We start from the raw sequence: 15,072 nt of genomic DNA, 5'->3' as shown, positions 1-15,072 counted from the left end.
GAGTCTAAGCAGCCTCGCGCAACTGCGCCGCGATATCTGCCTCGTTCAGCTGCGGCGCGAACATTTCGATCAACCGATACGCGTACGCGCGCAGGAATGTCCCCTTGCGCAAGCCGACGCGCGTCGTACTCGCCTCGAACAGATGCTGCGTATCCAACGCGACGAGTTCAGTGTCGCGTTTCGGATCGTAGGCCATGGCGGCGACCACGCCGATGCCCATGCCGAGCTCGACGTAGGTCTTGATCACGTCGGCATCGATCGCGGTCAGCACGACGTCGGGCAACGCGCCCGCTTTGGCGAACGCCTGATCGATATGCGAGCGGCCCGTGAAGTCCTGGTCGTAGGTGACGATCGGGAATTCGGCGATCTCGTCGAGCGTCAGATTCGAGCGGCCGACGAGCGGATGATCCTTCGGCACGACCACAACGTGATGCCACGAATAGCACGGGAACGTGACGATGTCGGGGAAGCGGTCGAGCGCCTCGGTCGAGATGCCGATGTCCGCCTCACCGTTGATGATCATCTGCGCGATCTGCTGCGGGCTGCCCTGACGAAGCGCCAGATGCACTTTCGGGAACACCGACGTGAACTGCCGGACCACCTTCGGCAGCGCGTAGCGTGCCTGTGTATGCGTGGTCGCGACGACGAGGTGGCCGCTGTCCTGATCCGCGTACTGACGCGCGACGCGGCGCAGGTTCTCCGCATCGAGCAGCATTCGCTCGATCAGCTGATGCACCGCCTTGCCCGGCTCGGTGAGGCCCGTCAGGCGCTTGCCGCGGCGAATGAAAATATCGACGCCGAGTTCGTCCTCGAGATCCTTGATCTGCTTCGATACGCCAGACTGCGACGTGTAAAGCACGTTTGCGACTTCGGTCAGGTTCATGTTCTGACGCACGGCCTCGCGCACGAAGCGCAACTGCTGGAAATTCATCGATTTGTCTCCGGAAAAACGCGCAGCGCGCGCGGCACCGCGGTCACGCCGTCGCCGACCGCGAGTTGCAGATCGCGCCACGTTTCGCGATCGAGTTCGGCTTCGAGCAGGTTACCTTCGCGGCTCGCGAGCTCGACGCGCACCGAGCCGCCGAGCGTCACCACGCGCCGCACGTCGACGACGATGCCCTCGCGATGCCCCGCCGCCCGCGGATACAGCTGCAGATCGTGCGGCCGCACGTAACCGAACGCAGGACCGCTGAAACCAGCCGTGATTGAAACCGGCAGCGCGGCGCCATCGACGACAAAGCCTTGCGCATCGACGTTGCCGTGCAGACGGTTCGCCGCGCCGAGGAACTCGTAGACGAATGGCGTCTGCGGATGGTCGTACACATCCTGCGGGCTGCCTACCTGCTCGACATGCCCGCGATTGAGCACAACGATGCGATCGGCGACTTCGAGCGCTTCTTCCTGATCGTGCGTGACGAAGATCGTCGAGATATGCAGATCGTCGTGCAGGCGACGCAGCCAGCTGCGCAGTTCCTTGCGCACCTTCGCGTCGAGCGCGCCGAACGGCTCGTCGAGCAACAGCACCTTCGGCTCCACGGCCAATGCGCGCGCGAGCGCGATGCGCTGCCGCTGACCACCCGAGAGCTCCGACGGGTAGCGCTGCGCGAGCCAGTCGAGCTGCACGAGCTTCAGCAGCTCGTGCACTTTCTCGCGAATCACCTTCTCCGATGGACGCTCCTTGCGTGGCTTCACGCGCAGCCCGAACGCGACGTTCTCGAACACCGTCATATGACGGAACAGCGCGTAATGCTGGAACACGAAGCCTACTTCGCGCTCACGCGCGCCGACCGCCGCGACGTCCTGGCCTTGCAGCTCGACCTGGCCGCCGTCCGCGTATTCGAGACCGGCGATCACGCGCAGCAACGTCGTCTTGCCGCAGCCCGACGGCCCGAGCAGCGCGACGAGTTCGCCCGGCGGAAAGTCGAGCGACACGTTGTCGAGCGCGACGAAATCGCCGAAGCGCTTTTGCAGGTTACGAACGGTGATACCCATTTACAGCTCTCCTTGCTTGAGCGGATGTCGCTGCGACGCAGGCGTGGCGTTGACGAAAAACGAATGAGAAGCGGACTGCACACTACCGGCCTGCGAAGCACCGGACGGCACCGGCCCCGCATACGCGGGCACCTCGCGCGCGGCCGACAGCTCCGCCGACATATGACGCTCGGCCAGCAGCTTCAGCCCAAGCGTCACGAGCGCGAGCAGCGCGAGCAGCGACGCCACGGCGAACGCGGCCGAGAAGTTGTATTCGTTGTAGAGGATTTCTACATGCAGCGGCATCGTGTCGGTCTGCCCGCGAATATGGCCCGACACGACCGAGACCGCGCCGAACTCGCCCATCGCGCGCGCATTGCACAGAATCACGCCGTACAGCAGACCCCATTTCACGTTCGGCAGCGTGACACGACGGAACGTCTGCCAGCCCGACGCGCCGAGCACGCGCGCGGCTTCTTCCTCGTCGTTGCCCTGCGCCTGCATCAGCGGAATCAGTTCGCGCGCGACGAAGGGGAACGTCACGAAGATCGTCGCGAGCACGATGCCCGGCACCGCGAAGATGATCTGCACGTTGTGATCCTCGAGCCACGGGCCGAACCAGCCCTGCGCGCCGAACATCAGCACGTAGATCAGACCGGATATCACCGGCGACACCGAGAACGGCAGATCGATCAGCGTGGTCAGGAGCGCCTTGCCGCGGAATTCGAACTTCGCGATACACCACGACGCCGCGAGGCCGAACACGAGGTTCAGCGGCACCGCGATCGCCGCGGTGATCAGCGTCAGTTTGATGGCCGACAGCGCATCCGGATCGGCAAGCGCTTCGAAGTAAAAACGCAGTCCCTTGTTCAGCGCCTGATAGAACACCGCGGCGAGCGGCACGACCAGAAACAGCGCGAGAAACAGCAGCGCGAGGCCAATCAGCAGCCAGCGCACGACGCGCGGCTCGCTGACCGGATCGGGGCGACGCGCTGCGCTCGCCGGATTCGTCGGAACGCGGCTCATTGCACACCTCCACCGATGACGGCGACGTTCGTGGCCACCGGCGCCGGCCCTGCGTTGCCGCGGCTCGTGCGCCGCTGCAGATACCACTGCAACGTGTTGATCAACAGCAGCATCAGGAACGACACGACCAGCATCACGACCGCGAGGGCCGTCGCGCCCGCATAGTCGTATTGCTCGAGCTTCGTGATGATCAGCAGTGACGTGATCTCCGACTTCATCGGCACATTGCCGGCGATGAAGATCACCGAGCCGTATTCACCGAGCGCGCGCGCGAAGGCGAGCGCGAAGCCGGTCAGGAGCGCCGGGAACACAGCCGGCAGCACGACGCGGCGAAACGTGAGCCAGCGCGACGCGCCGAGGCACGCGGCCGCTTCCTCCTGCTCGCGCTCGAACTCCTCGAGCACCGGCTGCACCGTGCGCACGACGAACGGCAAGCCGATGAACGTCAGCGCGACCAGCACACCGGCCGGCGTGAACGCGATCTTGATGCCGAGCGGCGCGAGGAGCTGGCCGATCCAGCCGTTGCCCGCATACACGGCCGCGAGCGAAATGCCCGCGACCGAGGTGGGCAGCGCGAACGGCAGATCGACGACCGCATCGACGATGCGCTTGAACGGAAACGTGTAGCGCACCAGCACCCACGCGACGAGAAAGCCGAACACTGCGTTGATCAGCGCGCCGCCGAGCGCCGAGAAAAACGTCAGCCGATATGAAGCGAGCACGCGCGGCGAGGTGACCGCCCGCACGAACTGGTCCCAGTCGAGCGTCGCGGTTTTCAGAAAGGTCGCCGCCAACGGGATCAGCACCACGAGGCTCAGATAAGCCACCGTGATGCCGAGTGTCAGGCCAAAACCGGGCAATGCGCTCGGCTTGCGGAAGGTCAACGTGGTCATGCTGGATACTCGTTCATGGTTGATGCTCGCGCTGTTTTTCGTGTTGCTGAGTTGTCGTGTTGTCGTGGTACTGCGGTACTGCCGGCCACCGGCGTCCGGTTAGCCGAAAGCGCGCCGATTGGGCGCGCCCTCTTTCCTCTGCCTGAACTTCAGACGGCGGTTTTTACTGCGGCTGATAGATCGAATCGAACACGCCGCCGTCCGCGAAGTGCGTCTTCTGCGCGTTGGCCCAGCCACCGAACGAATCGTCGATCGTGTAGAGCTTCAGCTTCGGAAACTTCGCGGTCAGGTCGGCCGGAACCTTGTTAGAACGCGGACGATAGAAATTGCGTGCGGCGATCTCCTGACCCTCCTCGCTATACAGGAAGTTCAGATACGCCTCGGCAAGCTTGCGCGTGCCATGTTTGTCGACGACCTTGTCGACCACCGCGACCGGGGGCTCGGCGAGGATGCTCGCCGACGGCACGACGATCTCGAACTTGTCCGGACCAAACTCCTTCACCGACAGAAACGCCTCGTTCTCCCACGCGATCAGCACGTCGCCGATACCGCGCTGCACGAAGCTCGTGGTCGCGCCGCGCGCGCCCGAATCGAGCACGCCGGCGTTCTTGTACAGCTTGCCGACGAACTCCCTTGCCTTCTGGTCGTTGCCGCCCGGCTGATGCTCGGCGTACGCCCACGCGGCCAGATAGTTCCAGCGCGCGCCGCCCGAGGTCTTCGGATTCGGTGTCACGATCGACACGCCCGGCTTCACCAGATCGTCCCAATCCTTGATGTGCTTCGGATTGCCCTTGCGCACGAGAAACACGATCGTCGATGTGTACGGCGACGCATTGTCCGGCAGACGCTTCTGCCAGTTCCTGTCGACGAGGCCCTTGTTCGCGAGCGCGTCGATGTCGTAGGCGAGTGCGAGCGTGACGACGTCGGCCTGCAAGCCGTCGAGCACCGAGCGCGCCTGCGCGCCCGAGCCGCCGTGCGACTGTTTGAAGGTTACGGTCTCGCCCGTCTTCGCCTGCCATTGCTTGCCGAATGCCTGATTGACGTCCTGATACAGCTCGCGCGTCGGATCGTAAGAAACGTTCAGAAGCGTGGTGTCGGCGTGCGCGACGCCGCTTGCGCCCAACATGCCGAGCGTGCCCGCCGCGCCGACGGCGAGAGCCGCGATCAGTTTTCTGGTTCGAGCCGCAAGCTCCATATGGCGATCGTTCATCTCTGTTTTTCTCCGCGTGATGGTCCGCTGATGAGCGTTTGGTGTTCTTCTGCGTCGCGGTCACGTGCACATGAGCGCCAAGCCGGAGGCCAGTCTATCGAAGAGCTTTCATCATTAAAAATAATGTTTCTTCATTTTTTAATACTCAAAAGTGGTAACGACAGATGCGCCGGCCGTTCGGACGTCGAAAGTGGCGTGATGTCGCCGATCAGCGACGCCGCAGCGCCCCCTCGCGTCGAACTTAAAGTAAAGCTTGAAATGCGCCGAATACTGTATAAAAATACAGTCACCTGTTCATACATACAGTGGCCATGACAAAACTCACCGCACGACAGCAGCAGGTTTTCGATCTGATCCGCCGCGCGATCGAACGCACCGGTTTTCCGCCCACCCGCGCGGAAATTGCCGCCGAACTCGGTTTCAGCTCGGCCAATTCCGCGGAAGAGCATCTGCGCGCGCTGGCGCGCAAGGGCGTGATCGAACTCGCAGCCGGCGCGTCGCGCGGCATCCGCCTGCTGTCCGGGCAGGAGGATGCGCCGCACCAGTTCACGCTGCCGCACGCGGGCCTGATGCAGTTGTCGCTGCCGCTGATCGGCCGGGTCGCGGCGGGTAGCCCGATCCTCGCGCAGGAACATATCTCGCAGCACTACGCGTGCGACCCGGCGCTGTTCTCGAGCAAGCCCGACTACCTGCTGAAGGTGCGCGGCCTGTCGATGCGCGACGCGGGCATTCTCGACGGCGACCTGCTCGCGGTGCAAAAGCGCAGCGAAGCGAAAGACGGCCAGATCATCATTGCGCGGCTCGGCGACGACGTAACGGTCAAGCGTCTGAAGCGCCGGCCGAACGGCATCGAACTGATCGCCGAAAACCCCGATTACGACAACATCTTCGTTGAAACCGGGAGCGCGGATTTCGCACTCGAAGGAATCGCGGTCGGCCTGATCCGCCCCAGCGAGTTCTGATCTTTAGCTGCAACAGGAACGTTCGCGCCGGTTTGGTCAGCCCAAGCCGCATTTACGCCCGCATCGACGTCGTATAGCCTGGAGAGACTCATGGAACGCCTTGCCCGCTTGCTGCCTTTTCGCCAGTTCGGTCGTCTGCGCCATCTGCGCAAGCTCACGCCCTGCGCGCTCGTCGAGGCGCCCGCGGCGCGCACGCCGTCGCTGTTCGACGAGCCTGTCGAAGCTTCCGGACTGCCGTCGTCGTTGCCGGCGTTCGCACGCGTGTCGCTGAACGCGGCGCTGAACATAGCGGAGCCTGCGCGTCGCGCGCCGGTGCGGGTCTATCATGGACCGTCGCGATTGATCATGGTCGGCACGGTCGACGCCGTATGCCGTATGATCGACCGTTGCATAGCCGAAGAAGCCAACGTGCACGGCGCGGCGTTCGAAGCGTGAGCGAATTCTGAGCACGCATCCAAGGCGCATTTCGGATGTTCAGATGTTCGCGTGTTATGGGATCGTTTCGACCTCGCCGTGGTCGACGTTAGATCATCACTGACGTGGAGTCCCATTCGATGACAGTTCCGAAACGCACACAGGGCAGCGCCACCCGGCCGCTGCTGATCACGCTGATCGTGGTGATCGTGATTGCCGCGCTGGGGTTTGTTTATGCGTCACCGTATATCGCGGTGAACAATCTCAAACGCGCAGCGGATGCGCGAGATGTGCAAACGGTCAATCAGTACGTAGACTTTCCCGCGCTACGCGACAGTCTGAAACAGCAGGTGGCCGACATGCTGACACGCCGGCTCGAAGCGGACGCCGGCAACAAGATGGCCACGATCGGGGCGGTGATTGGCGTGACGCTGATCGGCCCGCTCGTCGATGCCTATGCGACACCCGACGGTGTCGCGGCGCTCCTGAACGGCATGCCGCCTCGCGGCACGCCGGGCGAGCAACCGGCCGCACCGCCAGCCGCGGGCGGCGAAGCGCCGGCCGCACCGGCCGCGGGCGCCAATCAGGCGAGTGCGCCGCCGCCCGCGCGTCAGAGCACGGCCGGCTATCGCAGTCTCAATGAATTTGTCATCACGTTCCGGCGTGGCGAAGGCAGCGCGAATTACTCGGCCATCTTCCGTCGCGAAGGCCTGGTCACGTGGAAGCTCGCGGCGATCAATCTGAACGAGTGAGGCTGACGTGATGGGCTTGCCGGGCGGCTAACCTCACGCCGCAGCCGCCTGCTGCTGCTCCTGCCCGGACGAGCATGCCACCAGAATGCTGCACGACACCCGGTCGAGCAGCGGCGTGTTGCCCGCTCCCATCCACCAGCGCGACAAACCGGTCCGGCAGCGATGGCCGACCACCACGAGGTCGACCTGCAACTCGTTGGCGAGATTGGCGATCTCGTCGATCGGATGACCGAACGCGAAATGCCCTTGCGCGTTCACGCCGCGCTCGGTCAGCCAGTTCACACCCTCCTGCAAGATCTCACGGGCCGTTTTTTCGAAGCTGCCGCAGGCGACGTCAGTCAACAGGCCCGCGCTTTGCGCGATGCTCGAACGCATGTCGACGACCGACAGCAGATGTGTTTCCGCCTTCAGGTCCAACGCCAGATCGGCGCCGCACCGCAGGGCTTTGCGGCCTTCGCGCGAGCCGTCATAGCACAACAGGATTTTCTGGTAGCTCGCCATCATTTTTCTCCGTTCGCGCGAAAGCGCGGTCTGAATCAATCATGGTGCGCCGCAATCCGGCTTGCAAGGGATGGAAAACGCCAGGTCCAAAGTCGGTGCATGCTAATCCAGTGTGCACAAGCGTTGGGCGACTGGAGACAACGTTTGCACACGAATGCCGCGCCGCAAAACCTCGCGTCCGAACGTTGCGGCGGCGCTCCAGGGGCCGTGTGGCGGCCCAGTCGCGCCACCGGCAAACAACGGCACCCGGCAGCACCACGCACCCTACGCATGACGCGTTCCCGGACACCCGTTCGCATCAGCGGCCGATACCCTAGAATGAGCGGCTTCGCAGCCCTCGCGGCCGCGCGTGCGCAATGCGTGTCGCGCAGGTATGTTGTGTGTCTTGCCCTTACGTTATGACCTCTTTCGGAGTCTTGCTCGACCTATGCCCGCCGCCCCCATCGAATTCCATCAGGTCAGGAAAAACTACGGCGAAAAAACAGTCGTCGATGGATTGTCTTTTCATGTGAACGCCGGCGAATGCTTCGGGCTGCTCGGCCCCAACGGCGCCGGCAAGACCACTACGTTGCGCATGCTGCTAGGCATCGCGGCGCCCAACGCCGGCGCGATCCGCCTATGCGGCGAGCCGATCCCGGGCCGCGCGCGCATCGCGCGCTCGCGCGTGGGCGTTGTGCCGCAGTTCGACAACCTCGATCCCGATTTCACGGTGCGTGAAAATCTGCTCGTGTTCGGCCGCTACTTCGGCCTGAGCGCCTCGCAGTGTCGCGCGGCGGTGCCGGGTCTGCTCGAATTCGCACGCCTCGAGAACAAGGCGGACGCCCGTGTGAGCGAGCTGTCGGGCGGCATGAAGCGGCGCCTCACGCTCGCGCGTGCACTGATCAACGATCCCGACGTGCTGATCATGGACGAGCCAACCACCGGTCTCGACCCGCAAGCGCGCCATCTGATCTGGGAACGGCTGCGCTCGCTGCTCGCGCGCGGCAAGACCATTCTGCTGACCACGCACTTCATGGAAGAAGCCGAACGGCTTTGTCATCGGCTGTGCGTGATCGAGGAAGGACGCAAGATTGCCGAGGGTGCGCCGCGCGCGCTGATCGAGTCCGAGATCGGCTGCGACGTGATCGAAATCTACGGTCCCGATCCGTTTGCGTTGCGCGACGAACTCGCGCCGCTCGCCGAGCGCACCGAGATCAGCGGCGAGACGCTGTTCTGTTATGTGAACGATGCGCAACCCGTGCATGCGCGGCTCAAACAGCGGGCCGATTTGCGCTATCTGCATCGGCCGGCGAATCTCGAGGATGTATTTCTGCGGCTCACCGGACGCGAGATGCAGGACTGATTACGCAACGAGGCACTTCATGGACGCACGCACTTACGAAACTCACGACGGCACGCCATCGGCACAGGAGCCGTTCGGTGCCTTCCCCGCCAACGCCATGAACTGGATCGCGGTGTGGCGCCGCAACTATCTGGTGTGGAAGAAACTCGCGATCGCGTCGATGTTCGGCAACCTCGCCGATCCGATGATCTATCTGTTCGGTCTTGGCCTCGGGCTCGGACTGATGGTCGGGCACGTCGACGGCGTGTCGTATATCTCGTTTCTGGCGGCGGGCACGGTGGCCTCGAGCGTGATGATGTCGGCGAGCTTCGAGTCGATGTATTCGGGCTTTTCACGCATGCACGTGCAGCGCACGTGGGAAGCGATCATGCATACGCCACTCACGCTCGGCGATATCGTGCTAGGCGAGGTGGTGTGGGCCGCGAGCAAATCCGTGTTGTCCGGTGTGGCGATCATGCTGGTGGCGGGCGCGCTCGGCTATGCGAATTTTCCGTCGATGCTGCTCGCGCTGCCGATCGTCGTGCTGGCCGGTCTCGCGTTCGCGAGCCTCGCGATGATCGTGACGGCGCTCGCGCCGTCGTACGACTTTTTCATGTTCTATCAGACGCTCGTGCTCACACCGATGCTGCTGCTCTCCGGCGTGTTCTTTCCGACCTCGCAACTGCCCGCGGCCGCACAGGCCGTGACCGCCGCGCTGCCACTCGCCAATGCGGTCGATCTGATGCGCCCGGCGATGCTCGGCCGGCCGATCGATCACGCCGCGCTGCATGTGAGCGTGCTGGCCGCTTATGCAATCGGTGGCTTCATTGTCTCGGCGATCCTGTTCCGGCGCCGCATGATGAAGTAAGCCCAACGCGCGGGCGCATCGTGCATGCCCCCGCGCCACACCGCGCCACGTCAGTTCTCGTCATCGTTCCACGGAATGTCGACATCGGAGATGAACGCGACCGTCGCGAACGGCCCGCCCTCGTGACGCCCGATCTTGCCATCGGCGCGCTGCCATTCGACCCGGAATACAGTGCCCGGATCGTCCGCGATCAGCCGCACCGTGCGCAATTCGTCAGGATCGGAGTCCTCGACCGGTCCGTCGAGCGAGATCAGCAGCGCCTGCGGCCACAAACCGTCGGCGGGATCGTAGATCCTGTCGCCGTCGTGAATTAGCGTAAAGGCTTCCACGCCGATGGTCGCCGATGCATCGACGATCATCTTGGCGAGCGCACGCAACAACGCGGTCGCTCTCGCCGAGTTTGCCTGACGGATCGCGAGATCGCCGCGCGTGAGCGCCTGCTCGAGTTTTGGATTGGTTTTCTGTTGCGCCATGGATGTGTTGGTCCTATCGCTCTATTGTTGTGGGCGACGCGCCGTAGGGACGACGCGCCGCGTTTCTTTTGGGGTCCACATGCCGCCGCTGGTGTGCGTTGCAGCATCGTGGGCTGCGCGGCATGTCCGCGGTTCGACTGTCATTGCTCTGCTGTTTTCCTGATCGTTGCGCGCACCATCAGAGTCGTATTCAAAGGGCCGTCGTGACCGTCCACCACAGTTTAGGTCGTGATTCGGATTCCTGGAGAACATTTGCCGCTTAGTGCGTGGTACGTGTCGCATTTCATGCATCGGTTCGCGGGCGCCGCGGCGTGCGCTTGCTGCGACTTTGGGCCGATTTCGACGCGAGCGCCCCGGCCGGCTTCACACCGGCGATCCGCGTGACCAGATGGTCGCGAAACGCCCGCACCGAAGGCGGCAACTCGCGCCCCGCCATCGTCTGCACCTGGATACTGCGCTGGCGCATCTGCGGATCGGTCAATGGAATCACGACGAAGCCGTCCTCGGCGTAGCGGTCGCGCACTGACAGCAGCCCCGTGAACATGATCGCGCCGGACTTCTGCGCATAGCGATAGATCGAACCGCTGTGGTTACAGATCAGGTCCGGCTCGAGCAGGATGCCTTCGAGCGCGCAGGTGATATCGATCAATTGACGAATCGTCGTGCCAGCCTCCGACAGCACGATCGGATAGCGGCTCACCTCGGCGAGTGACAGCTTCGCGCGCGCCGCGAGCGGATGATCGGTGCGCAGCAGCGCGAACACCGGCGCGCGTTCGGTGTGCTCGACCTTGACGCCCTTCTCCGGCGCGAGGCTGAACGACAACGCGATGTCGACGTCGCCGTCGCGCACCAGGCGGGTCGCTGCGCCCGGCGACATCACGCTCAGCGTGAATTCGATGCCAGGGTGCTTGCTGCCGAAATCCGCAATTGCCGTGGGCAGGAAGTCGACCGCGAAGCCCTCGGTGGTCGCGATCTTGATCCGGCTGCCGTGCAGGCTCGCGAGACCGCCTATCTCCTTCATCACGTGCTCGGCTTCGAGCAGACTGCGCTGCGCGTACGCGAGCAGCCGCTCACCGGCTTCGGACAAAGCCATGCCGCGCGGACGCCGCTCGAACAGCGTCACGCCGAGCTCGCTCTCGAGGCGCGCGATCTGCCGGCTGATCGCCGATACTGCGACGTGCAGCCGCCCGGACGCGTCGCTCAGCGAGCCGCTGCGCGCGACTTCAACGAAATAACGCAGTGCGATGCCGTGAAGGGAACGGGTCATCCGGGACGCCTCGATCGAATCAGTTGCAACGATGTCATGGGTTGGAGCCGTGGTTGAAGCCGTGACGCGACGCTTTGCCTTTCCAGCAATGCAAGCTTCGAAACACGATCATTGTGACAAAAATAGCGTGCTTCTAGAATCGGTCGCAATGAGATCCCGGACGGTTCGCTCGCCTGAACGCCACGCCACGCCGCGCGTCGAGCCATCGAGCGTCGCGGCCCTGCGCCCCACTCACCCATTCCCCGCCTTGGAGACATCGACATGAGCCGCAACCAGGCAATCGAGCTTGCCACCCGGCACTTCGAATCAGGCGCTTTTCTCGCCGACCTGAATCGCCGCGTCGGCTATCGCACCGAAAGCCAGGAAAGCGGTCGCGACGCGCTGCTGCGGTCTTATCTGACCGATGAAATCACGCCCGAAGCGCAACGCCTCGGCTTTGGCACGCGCATCGTCGATAACCCGGTCGAAGGCTTCGGGCCGTTCCTGATCGCCAGCCGTCACGAAGGCGATGATCTGCCGACTGTGCTGATCTACGGCCATGGCGACGTCGTGCGCGGCTACGACAGCCAGTGGCGCGCGCCGCTGACGCCCTGGGCGGTGACCGTCGAAGGGGAGCGCTGGTTCGGTCGCGGCACCGCCGACAACAAGGGCCAGCACTCGATCAACCTCGCCGCGCTCGCGAGCACGCTCGCCGCACGTGACGGCAAGCTCGGCTTCAACACGAAGCTGCTGATCGAGATGGGTGAGGAAACCGGCTCGCCGGGGCTCGACGTGATCTGCCATGCGCATCGCGACGAACTCGCCGCCGACGTGCTGATCGCCTCCGACGGTCCGCGTCTCGCCGCGCGTCGTCCGACCGTGTTTCTCGGCTCGCGCGGCGCGGTCAATTTCAGGCTGTCGCTAAACCTGCGCGAGGGCGCGCACCACTCGGGCAACTGGGGCGGCCTGCTGCGCAACCCGGCGACGGTGCTCGCCAACGCGCTCGCGAGTCTGGTCGACGCGCGCGGCGTGATCGCGGTCGAGGGCCTGCGTCCGCCGCCGATCCCCGAGGCCGTGCGCGGCGCGCTTGCCGACATCACGGTGGGCGGCGGTCCTGGCGACCCCGCCGTCGAAGACAACTGGGGCGAGCCGGGTCTTTCGGCGCCCGAGCGCGTGTTCGGCTGGAACAGCTTCGAAGTGCTGGCCTTCAAGGCGGGCAATCCGGAGAACCCGGTCAACGCGATTCCACCGTCGGCGTTCGCGGTCTGCCAGCTACGTTTCGTGGTTGGCACCGATTGGGAAAACCTCGGCAAGCATCTGCGCGCGCATCTCGATGCGCATGGCTTTCAGCTGGTCGAGATCGACGTCGAACGCGGCGCGCCAGCCACGCGTCTGGACCCGGACGATCCGTGGGTGAGGTGGGCGATCGCGTCGCTGGAACAAACCACCGGCAAGAAGACCGCGGTGCTGCCCAACCTCGGCGGCACGCTGCCGAACGAGGTATTCGCCGACACGCTCGGTCTGCCGACGATCTGGGTGCCGCATTCGTATCCGGCCTGCTCGCAGCATGCGCCCAACGAGCACCTGCTCGGACCCGTGGTGCGCGAGGGCCTGCAGATCATGGCGGGACTGTTCTGGGATCTCGGCGAGAATTCGCCGTACGCGGCGAAGCGCCAGACGGATGCGGCGAAAGCCGCGGTTTGAATCCGGACGACTGGCCTGAAGCGCCAATCCGCTCGCGACGGCCGCCCCGGCGTTCGACCGGGGCAACCGCAGCAGGCACGTCGCGATTACATCAACCTCAAGGTGCCGGATTCGGCTGCAGTTCGTGCAGCCGGTCGATTTCCGCGAGCACTTCCGGCGACAGCTTCACGTTCGCGCTGGCGATATTCTCCTTCAACTGCTCGAGCGAAGTCGCGCCAATCAGATTGCTGGTCACGAACGGTCGGCTATTGACGAACGCGAGCGCGAATTGCGCGGGCGACAGGCCGTGCCGCTTCGCGAGTTCGACGTAACGCGTGGTCGCCTGCACCGCTTGCGGCTTGCTGTAGCGCGCGAAGCGCTCGAACAGCGTGATGCGTGCGCCAGCCGGACGTGCGCCGCCTTCGTACTTGCCCGACAGCCAGCCGAACGCGAGCGGCGAATACGCGAGCAAACCGATGTTGTCGCGATGCGCATACTCGGACAGACCCGCTTCGTACGTGCGGTTCAACAGGCTGTACGGATTCTGGATGCTGACGATGCGCGGCAAGCCGAGCTTTTCGGCCGCGCGCAGAAATTGCGCGACGCCCCACGGCGTTTCGTTCGACACGCCGATATGGCGCACCTTGCCGGCCTTCACGAATTCGGCGAGCACCGTGAGCGTTTCCTCGATCGGCACCGTGTACGCGTCGTCGACCCACGGATACGACGGACGGCCGAACGTCATCGTGCTGCGATCCGGCCAGTGCAGTTGATACAGATCGACGTAGTCCGTTTGCAGACGTTTGAGGCTGTCGTTGAGCGCCTCGGTCAGGTTCTTGCGATCGAACTGGTTGCCCTCGCCGCGAATATGACGCGGATTGTGCGGCTGACGCGCGGGGCCCGCGATCTTGGTGGCGAGCACGATCTTCTCGCGCGCGCTCTTGTGCTGCGCGAGCCACGTACCGATGTAGCGCTCCGTCGAGCCTTGCGTTTCGGCGCGCGGCGGCACCGGATACATTTCGGCGGTATCGATCAGGTTCACGCCGTGATCGAGCGCGTAGTCGATCTGCGCATGCGCATCCTGCTCGGTGTTCTGCTCGCCCCACGTCATCGTGCCGAGACCAATCAGGCTAACCTGCACGTCGGAGTCGCCGAGTCTGCGGTATTCCATCTAACTTGTCCTGTTGAAGAGGTGAACGGAAAGCGCAGACGTTACCACGCCGGCGCAATAGCTGCAGCGAGGCTAGAATGCGGAGCCCATGCGTCGCATCGCGCTCCGGATGCGCGCTTCATCACGACTTCGTTGCCATGAATCACGAACACCTCGAATTGCTGGTCACGCGCGTGATGCCCTACGGGAAATATAAAGGCCGCGTGATCGCCGACCTGCCCGGCCATTATCTGAACTGGTTCGCGAGCCAGGGCTTTCCGCCCGGTGAGATCGGGCGTCTGCTCGCGTTGATGCACGAGATCGATCACAACGGCTTGAAGCCGCTGCTCGAACCGCTGCGCAAATCGAAGCGCGAGCAGCGTTGAGACGATCGTCGTGAGAGCCGCGCGAAGCCTTGCCAAGCCGGCTGAAAGTCGCGCCGCAGGCGAGCTGCAAGCAATGTAGGCCTGTCTAATTTCAGCGAGGTTTTTTTCTTGCGGATCGCGTTTGCGTGGCCTTTAATCGGCATAGGTCGTCGCGTTGTGAAACGTCGATAGTGATGCGGTTCAGTCGTCGTTCGTTGACTCGTTCCGATATGTTCC

At 63.9% G+C, this 15,072-nt stretch carries 16 protein-coding genes; 7 read left to right on the top strand and 9 right to left on the bottom strand.

The window, feature by feature from the left end; genetic code table 11:
• Window positions 1–4: 4 nt before the first annotated feature.
• The 5 genes from L0U81_RS06780 to L0U81_RS06760 form a co-directional block, all read right to left on the bottom strand.
• Complete coding sequence (locus L0U81_RS06780) at window positions 5–931, bottom strand: CysB family HTH-type transcriptional regulator (RefSeq protein WP_233801073.1); 927 nt, start codon at window positions 929–931, stop codon at window positions 5–7.
• The gene (locus tag L0U81_RS06775) at window positions 928–1,992 is read right to left on the bottom strand and encodes a sulfate/molybdate ABC transporter ATP-binding protein (RefSeq protein WP_233801071.1); all 1,065 of its coding nucleotides are present in this window, start codon (window positions 1,990–1,992) and stop codon (window positions 928–930) included. Before L0U81_RS06775 ends, L0U81_RS06780 begins: the two co-directional genes overlap by 4 nt.
• Entirely contained in the window at window positions 1,993–2,997 is a 1,005-nt protein-coding gene (cysW, locus tag L0U81_RS06770; protein ID WP_233801069.1) for a sulfate ABC transporter permease subunit CysW, read from the bottom strand.
• A complete protein-coding gene (gene cysT / locus L0U81_RS06765) occupies window positions 2,994–3,890 on the bottom strand; it encodes a sulfate ABC transporter permease subunit CysT (RefSeq protein WP_233801067.1) in 897 nt (298 codons plus the stop codon). The genes cysW and cysT overlap by 4 nt, the downstream gene beginning before the upstream one ends.
• Before the next feature lie 163 nt (window positions 3,891–4,053).
• Complete coding sequence (locus tag L0U81_RS06760) at window positions 4,054–5,100, bottom strand: sulfate ABC transporter substrate-binding protein (RefSeq protein ID WP_233801065.1); 1,047 nt, start codon at window positions 5,098–5,100, stop codon at window positions 4,054–4,056.
• Between the two features lie 311 nt (window positions 5,101–5,411).
• On the opposite strand from L0U81_RS06760, the gene lexA reads away from it, so the two are divergent.
• From lexA to L0U81_RS06745, 3 genes are all read left to right on the top strand, one after another.
• Window positions 5,412–6,062, top strand: coding sequence for a transcriptional repressor LexA (lexA, locus tag L0U81_RS06755; protein ID WP_008922406.1), 651 nt, complete (start codon window positions 5,412–5,414; stop codon window positions 6,060–6,062).
• A gap of 90 nt (window positions 6,063–6,152) precedes the next feature.
• A complete protein-coding gene (locus L0U81_RS06750) occupies window positions 6,153–6,497 on the top strand; it encodes a hypothetical protein (protein WP_233801063.1) in 345 nt (114 codons plus the stop codon).
• A gap of 119 nt (window positions 6,498–6,616) precedes the next feature.
• Complete coding sequence (locus tag L0U81_RS06745) at window positions 6,617–7,228, top strand: DUF2939 domain-containing protein (RefSeq protein ID WP_233801061.1); 612 nt, start codon at window positions 6,617–6,619, stop codon at window positions 7,226–7,228.
• A gap of 33 nt (window positions 7,229–7,261) precedes the next feature.
• On the opposite strand, the gene L0U81_RS06740 is transcribed toward L0U81_RS06745, so the two are convergent.
• Window positions 7,262–7,729 carry a universal stress protein gene (locus L0U81_RS06740; protein WP_169500143.1) on the bottom strand — a complete coding sequence of 156 codons (468 nt, stop codon included), beginning with the start codon at window positions 7,727–7,729 and terminating at the stop codon, window positions 7,262–7,264.
• A gap of 427 nt (window positions 7,730–8,156) precedes the next feature.
• On the opposite strand from L0U81_RS06740, the gene nodI reads away from it, so the two are divergent.
• Together nodI and L0U81_RS06730 are read left to right on the top strand one after the other, a co-directional pair.
• A complete protein-coding gene (nodI, locus tag L0U81_RS06735; protein WP_233801059.1) occupies window positions 8,157–9,071 on the top strand; it encodes a nodulation factor ABC transporter ATP-binding protein NodI in 915 nt (304 codons plus the stop codon).
• A gap of 19 nt (window positions 9,072–9,090) precedes the next feature.
• A complete protein-coding gene (locus L0U81_RS06730) occupies window positions 9,091–9,918 on the top strand; it encodes an ABC transporter permease (RefSeq protein WP_233801057.1) in 828 nt (275 codons plus the stop codon).
• Between the two features lie 50 nt (window positions 9,919–9,968).
• On the opposite strand, the gene L0U81_RS06725 is transcribed toward L0U81_RS06730, so the two are convergent.
• Window positions 9,969–10,391 carry a hypothetical protein gene (locus tag L0U81_RS06725; RefSeq protein WP_233801055.1) on the bottom strand — a complete coding sequence of 141 codons (423 nt, stop codon included), beginning with the start codon at window positions 10,389–10,391 and terminating at the stop codon, window positions 9,969–9,971.
• Window positions 10,392–10,674: 283 nt separating this feature from the next.
• Entirely contained in the window at window positions 10,675–11,658 is a 984-nt protein-coding gene (locus tag L0U81_RS06720) for a LysR family transcriptional regulator (protein ID WP_233801053.1), read from the bottom strand.
• A gap of 261 nt (window positions 11,659–11,919) precedes the next feature.
• On the opposite strand from L0U81_RS06720, the gene L0U81_RS06715 reads away from it, so the two are divergent.
• Complete coding sequence (locus L0U81_RS06715) at window positions 11,920–13,341, top strand: M20 family metallopeptidase (protein WP_233801051.1); 1,422 nt, start codon at window positions 11,920–11,922, stop codon at window positions 13,339–13,341.
• A gap of 97 nt (window positions 13,342–13,438) precedes the next feature.
• Here L0U81_RS06715 and L0U81_RS06710 read toward each other — a convergent pair whose 3' ends face one another.
• Entirely contained in the window at window positions 13,439–14,491 is a 1,053-nt protein-coding gene (locus tag L0U81_RS06710) for an NADP(H)-dependent aldo-keto reductase (protein WP_233801049.1), read from the bottom strand.
• Window positions 14,492–14,628: 137 nt separating this feature from the next.
• Between L0U81_RS06710 and L0U81_RS06705 the strand changes: the two genes are divergently transcribed.
• Window positions 14,629–14,856, top strand: coding sequence for a DUF3820 family protein (locus L0U81_RS06705; RefSeq protein ID WP_233801047.1), 228 nt, complete (start codon window positions 14,629–14,631; stop codon window positions 14,854–14,856).
• The last annotated feature ends 216 nt before the right edge of the window (window positions 14,857–15,072 follow it).

The organism is Paraburkholderia sp. HP33-1, from assembly GCF_021390595.1.
Taxonomy (GTDB): Bacteria; Pseudomonadota; Gammaproteobacteria; order Burkholderiales; family Burkholderiaceae; genus Paraburkholderia.
This window is presented reverse-complemented; position numbering and strand designations above follow the sequence as displayed.

Excerpts from the sequence above, each read along its gene's own strand:
- cysT (WP_233801067.1), bottom strand. The coding sequence starts at position 3,890 with ATGACCACGTTGACCTTCCGCAAGCCGAGCGCATTGCCCGGTTTTGGC.
- L0U81_RS06725 (WP_233801055.1), bottom strand. The coding sequence starts at position 10,391 with ATGGCGCAACAGAAAACCAATCCAAAACTCGAGCAGGCGCTCACGCGC.
- lexA (WP_008922406.1), top strand. The coding sequence starts at position 5,412 with ATGACAAAACTCACCGCACGACAGCAGCAGGTTTTCGATCTGATCCGC.
- L0U81_RS06760 (WP_233801065.1), bottom strand. The coding sequence starts at position 5,100 with ATGAACGATCGCCATATGGAGCTTGCGGCTCGAACCAGAAAACTGATC.
- L0U81_RS06750 (WP_233801063.1), top strand. The coding sequence starts at position 6,153 with ATGGAACGCCTTGCCCGCTTGCTGCCTTTTCGCCAGTTCGGTCGTCTG.
- L0U81_RS06715 (WP_233801051.1), top strand. The coding sequence starts at position 11,920 with ATGAGCCGCAACCAGGCAATCGAGCTTGCCACCCGGCACTTCGAATCA.
- L0U81_RS06780 (WP_233801073.1), bottom strand. The coding sequence starts at position 931 with ATGAATTTCCAGCAGTTGCGCTTCGTGCGCGAGGCCGTGCGTCAGAAC.
- L0U81_RS06705 (WP_233801047.1), top strand. The coding sequence starts at position 14,629 with ATGAATCACGAACACCTCGAATTGCTGGTCACGCGCGTGATGCCCTAC.
- L0U81_RS06745 (WP_233801061.1), top strand. The coding sequence starts at position 6,617 with ATGACAGTTCCGAAACGCACACAGGGCAGCGCCACCCGGCCGCTGCTG.
- L0U81_RS06775 (WP_233801071.1), bottom strand. The coding sequence starts at position 1,992 with ATGGGTATCACCGTTCGTAACCTGCAAAAGCGCTTCGGCGATTTCGTC.
- L0U81_RS06720 (WP_233801053.1), bottom strand. The coding sequence starts at position 11,658 with ATGACCCGTTCCCTTCACGGCATCGCACTGCGTTATTTCGTTGAAGTC.
- nodI (WP_233801059.1), top strand. The coding sequence starts at position 8,157 with ATGCCCGCCGCCCCCATCGAATTCCATCAGGTCAGGAAAAACTACGGC.
- cysW (WP_233801069.1), bottom strand. The coding sequence starts at position 2,997 with ATGAGCCGCGTTCCGACGAATCCGGCGAGCGCAGCGCGTCGCCCCGAT.
- L0U81_RS06730 (WP_233801057.1), top strand. The coding sequence starts at position 9,091 with ATGGACGCACGCACTTACGAAACTCACGACGGCACGCCATCGGCACAG.
- L0U81_RS06710 (WP_233801049.1), bottom strand. The coding sequence starts at position 14,491 with ATGGAATACCGCAGACTCGGCGACTCCGACGTGCAGGTTAGCCTGATT.
- L0U81_RS06740 (WP_169500143.1), bottom strand. The coding sequence starts at position 7,729 with ATGGCGAGCTACCAGAAAATCCTGTTGTGCTATGACGGCTCGCGCGAA.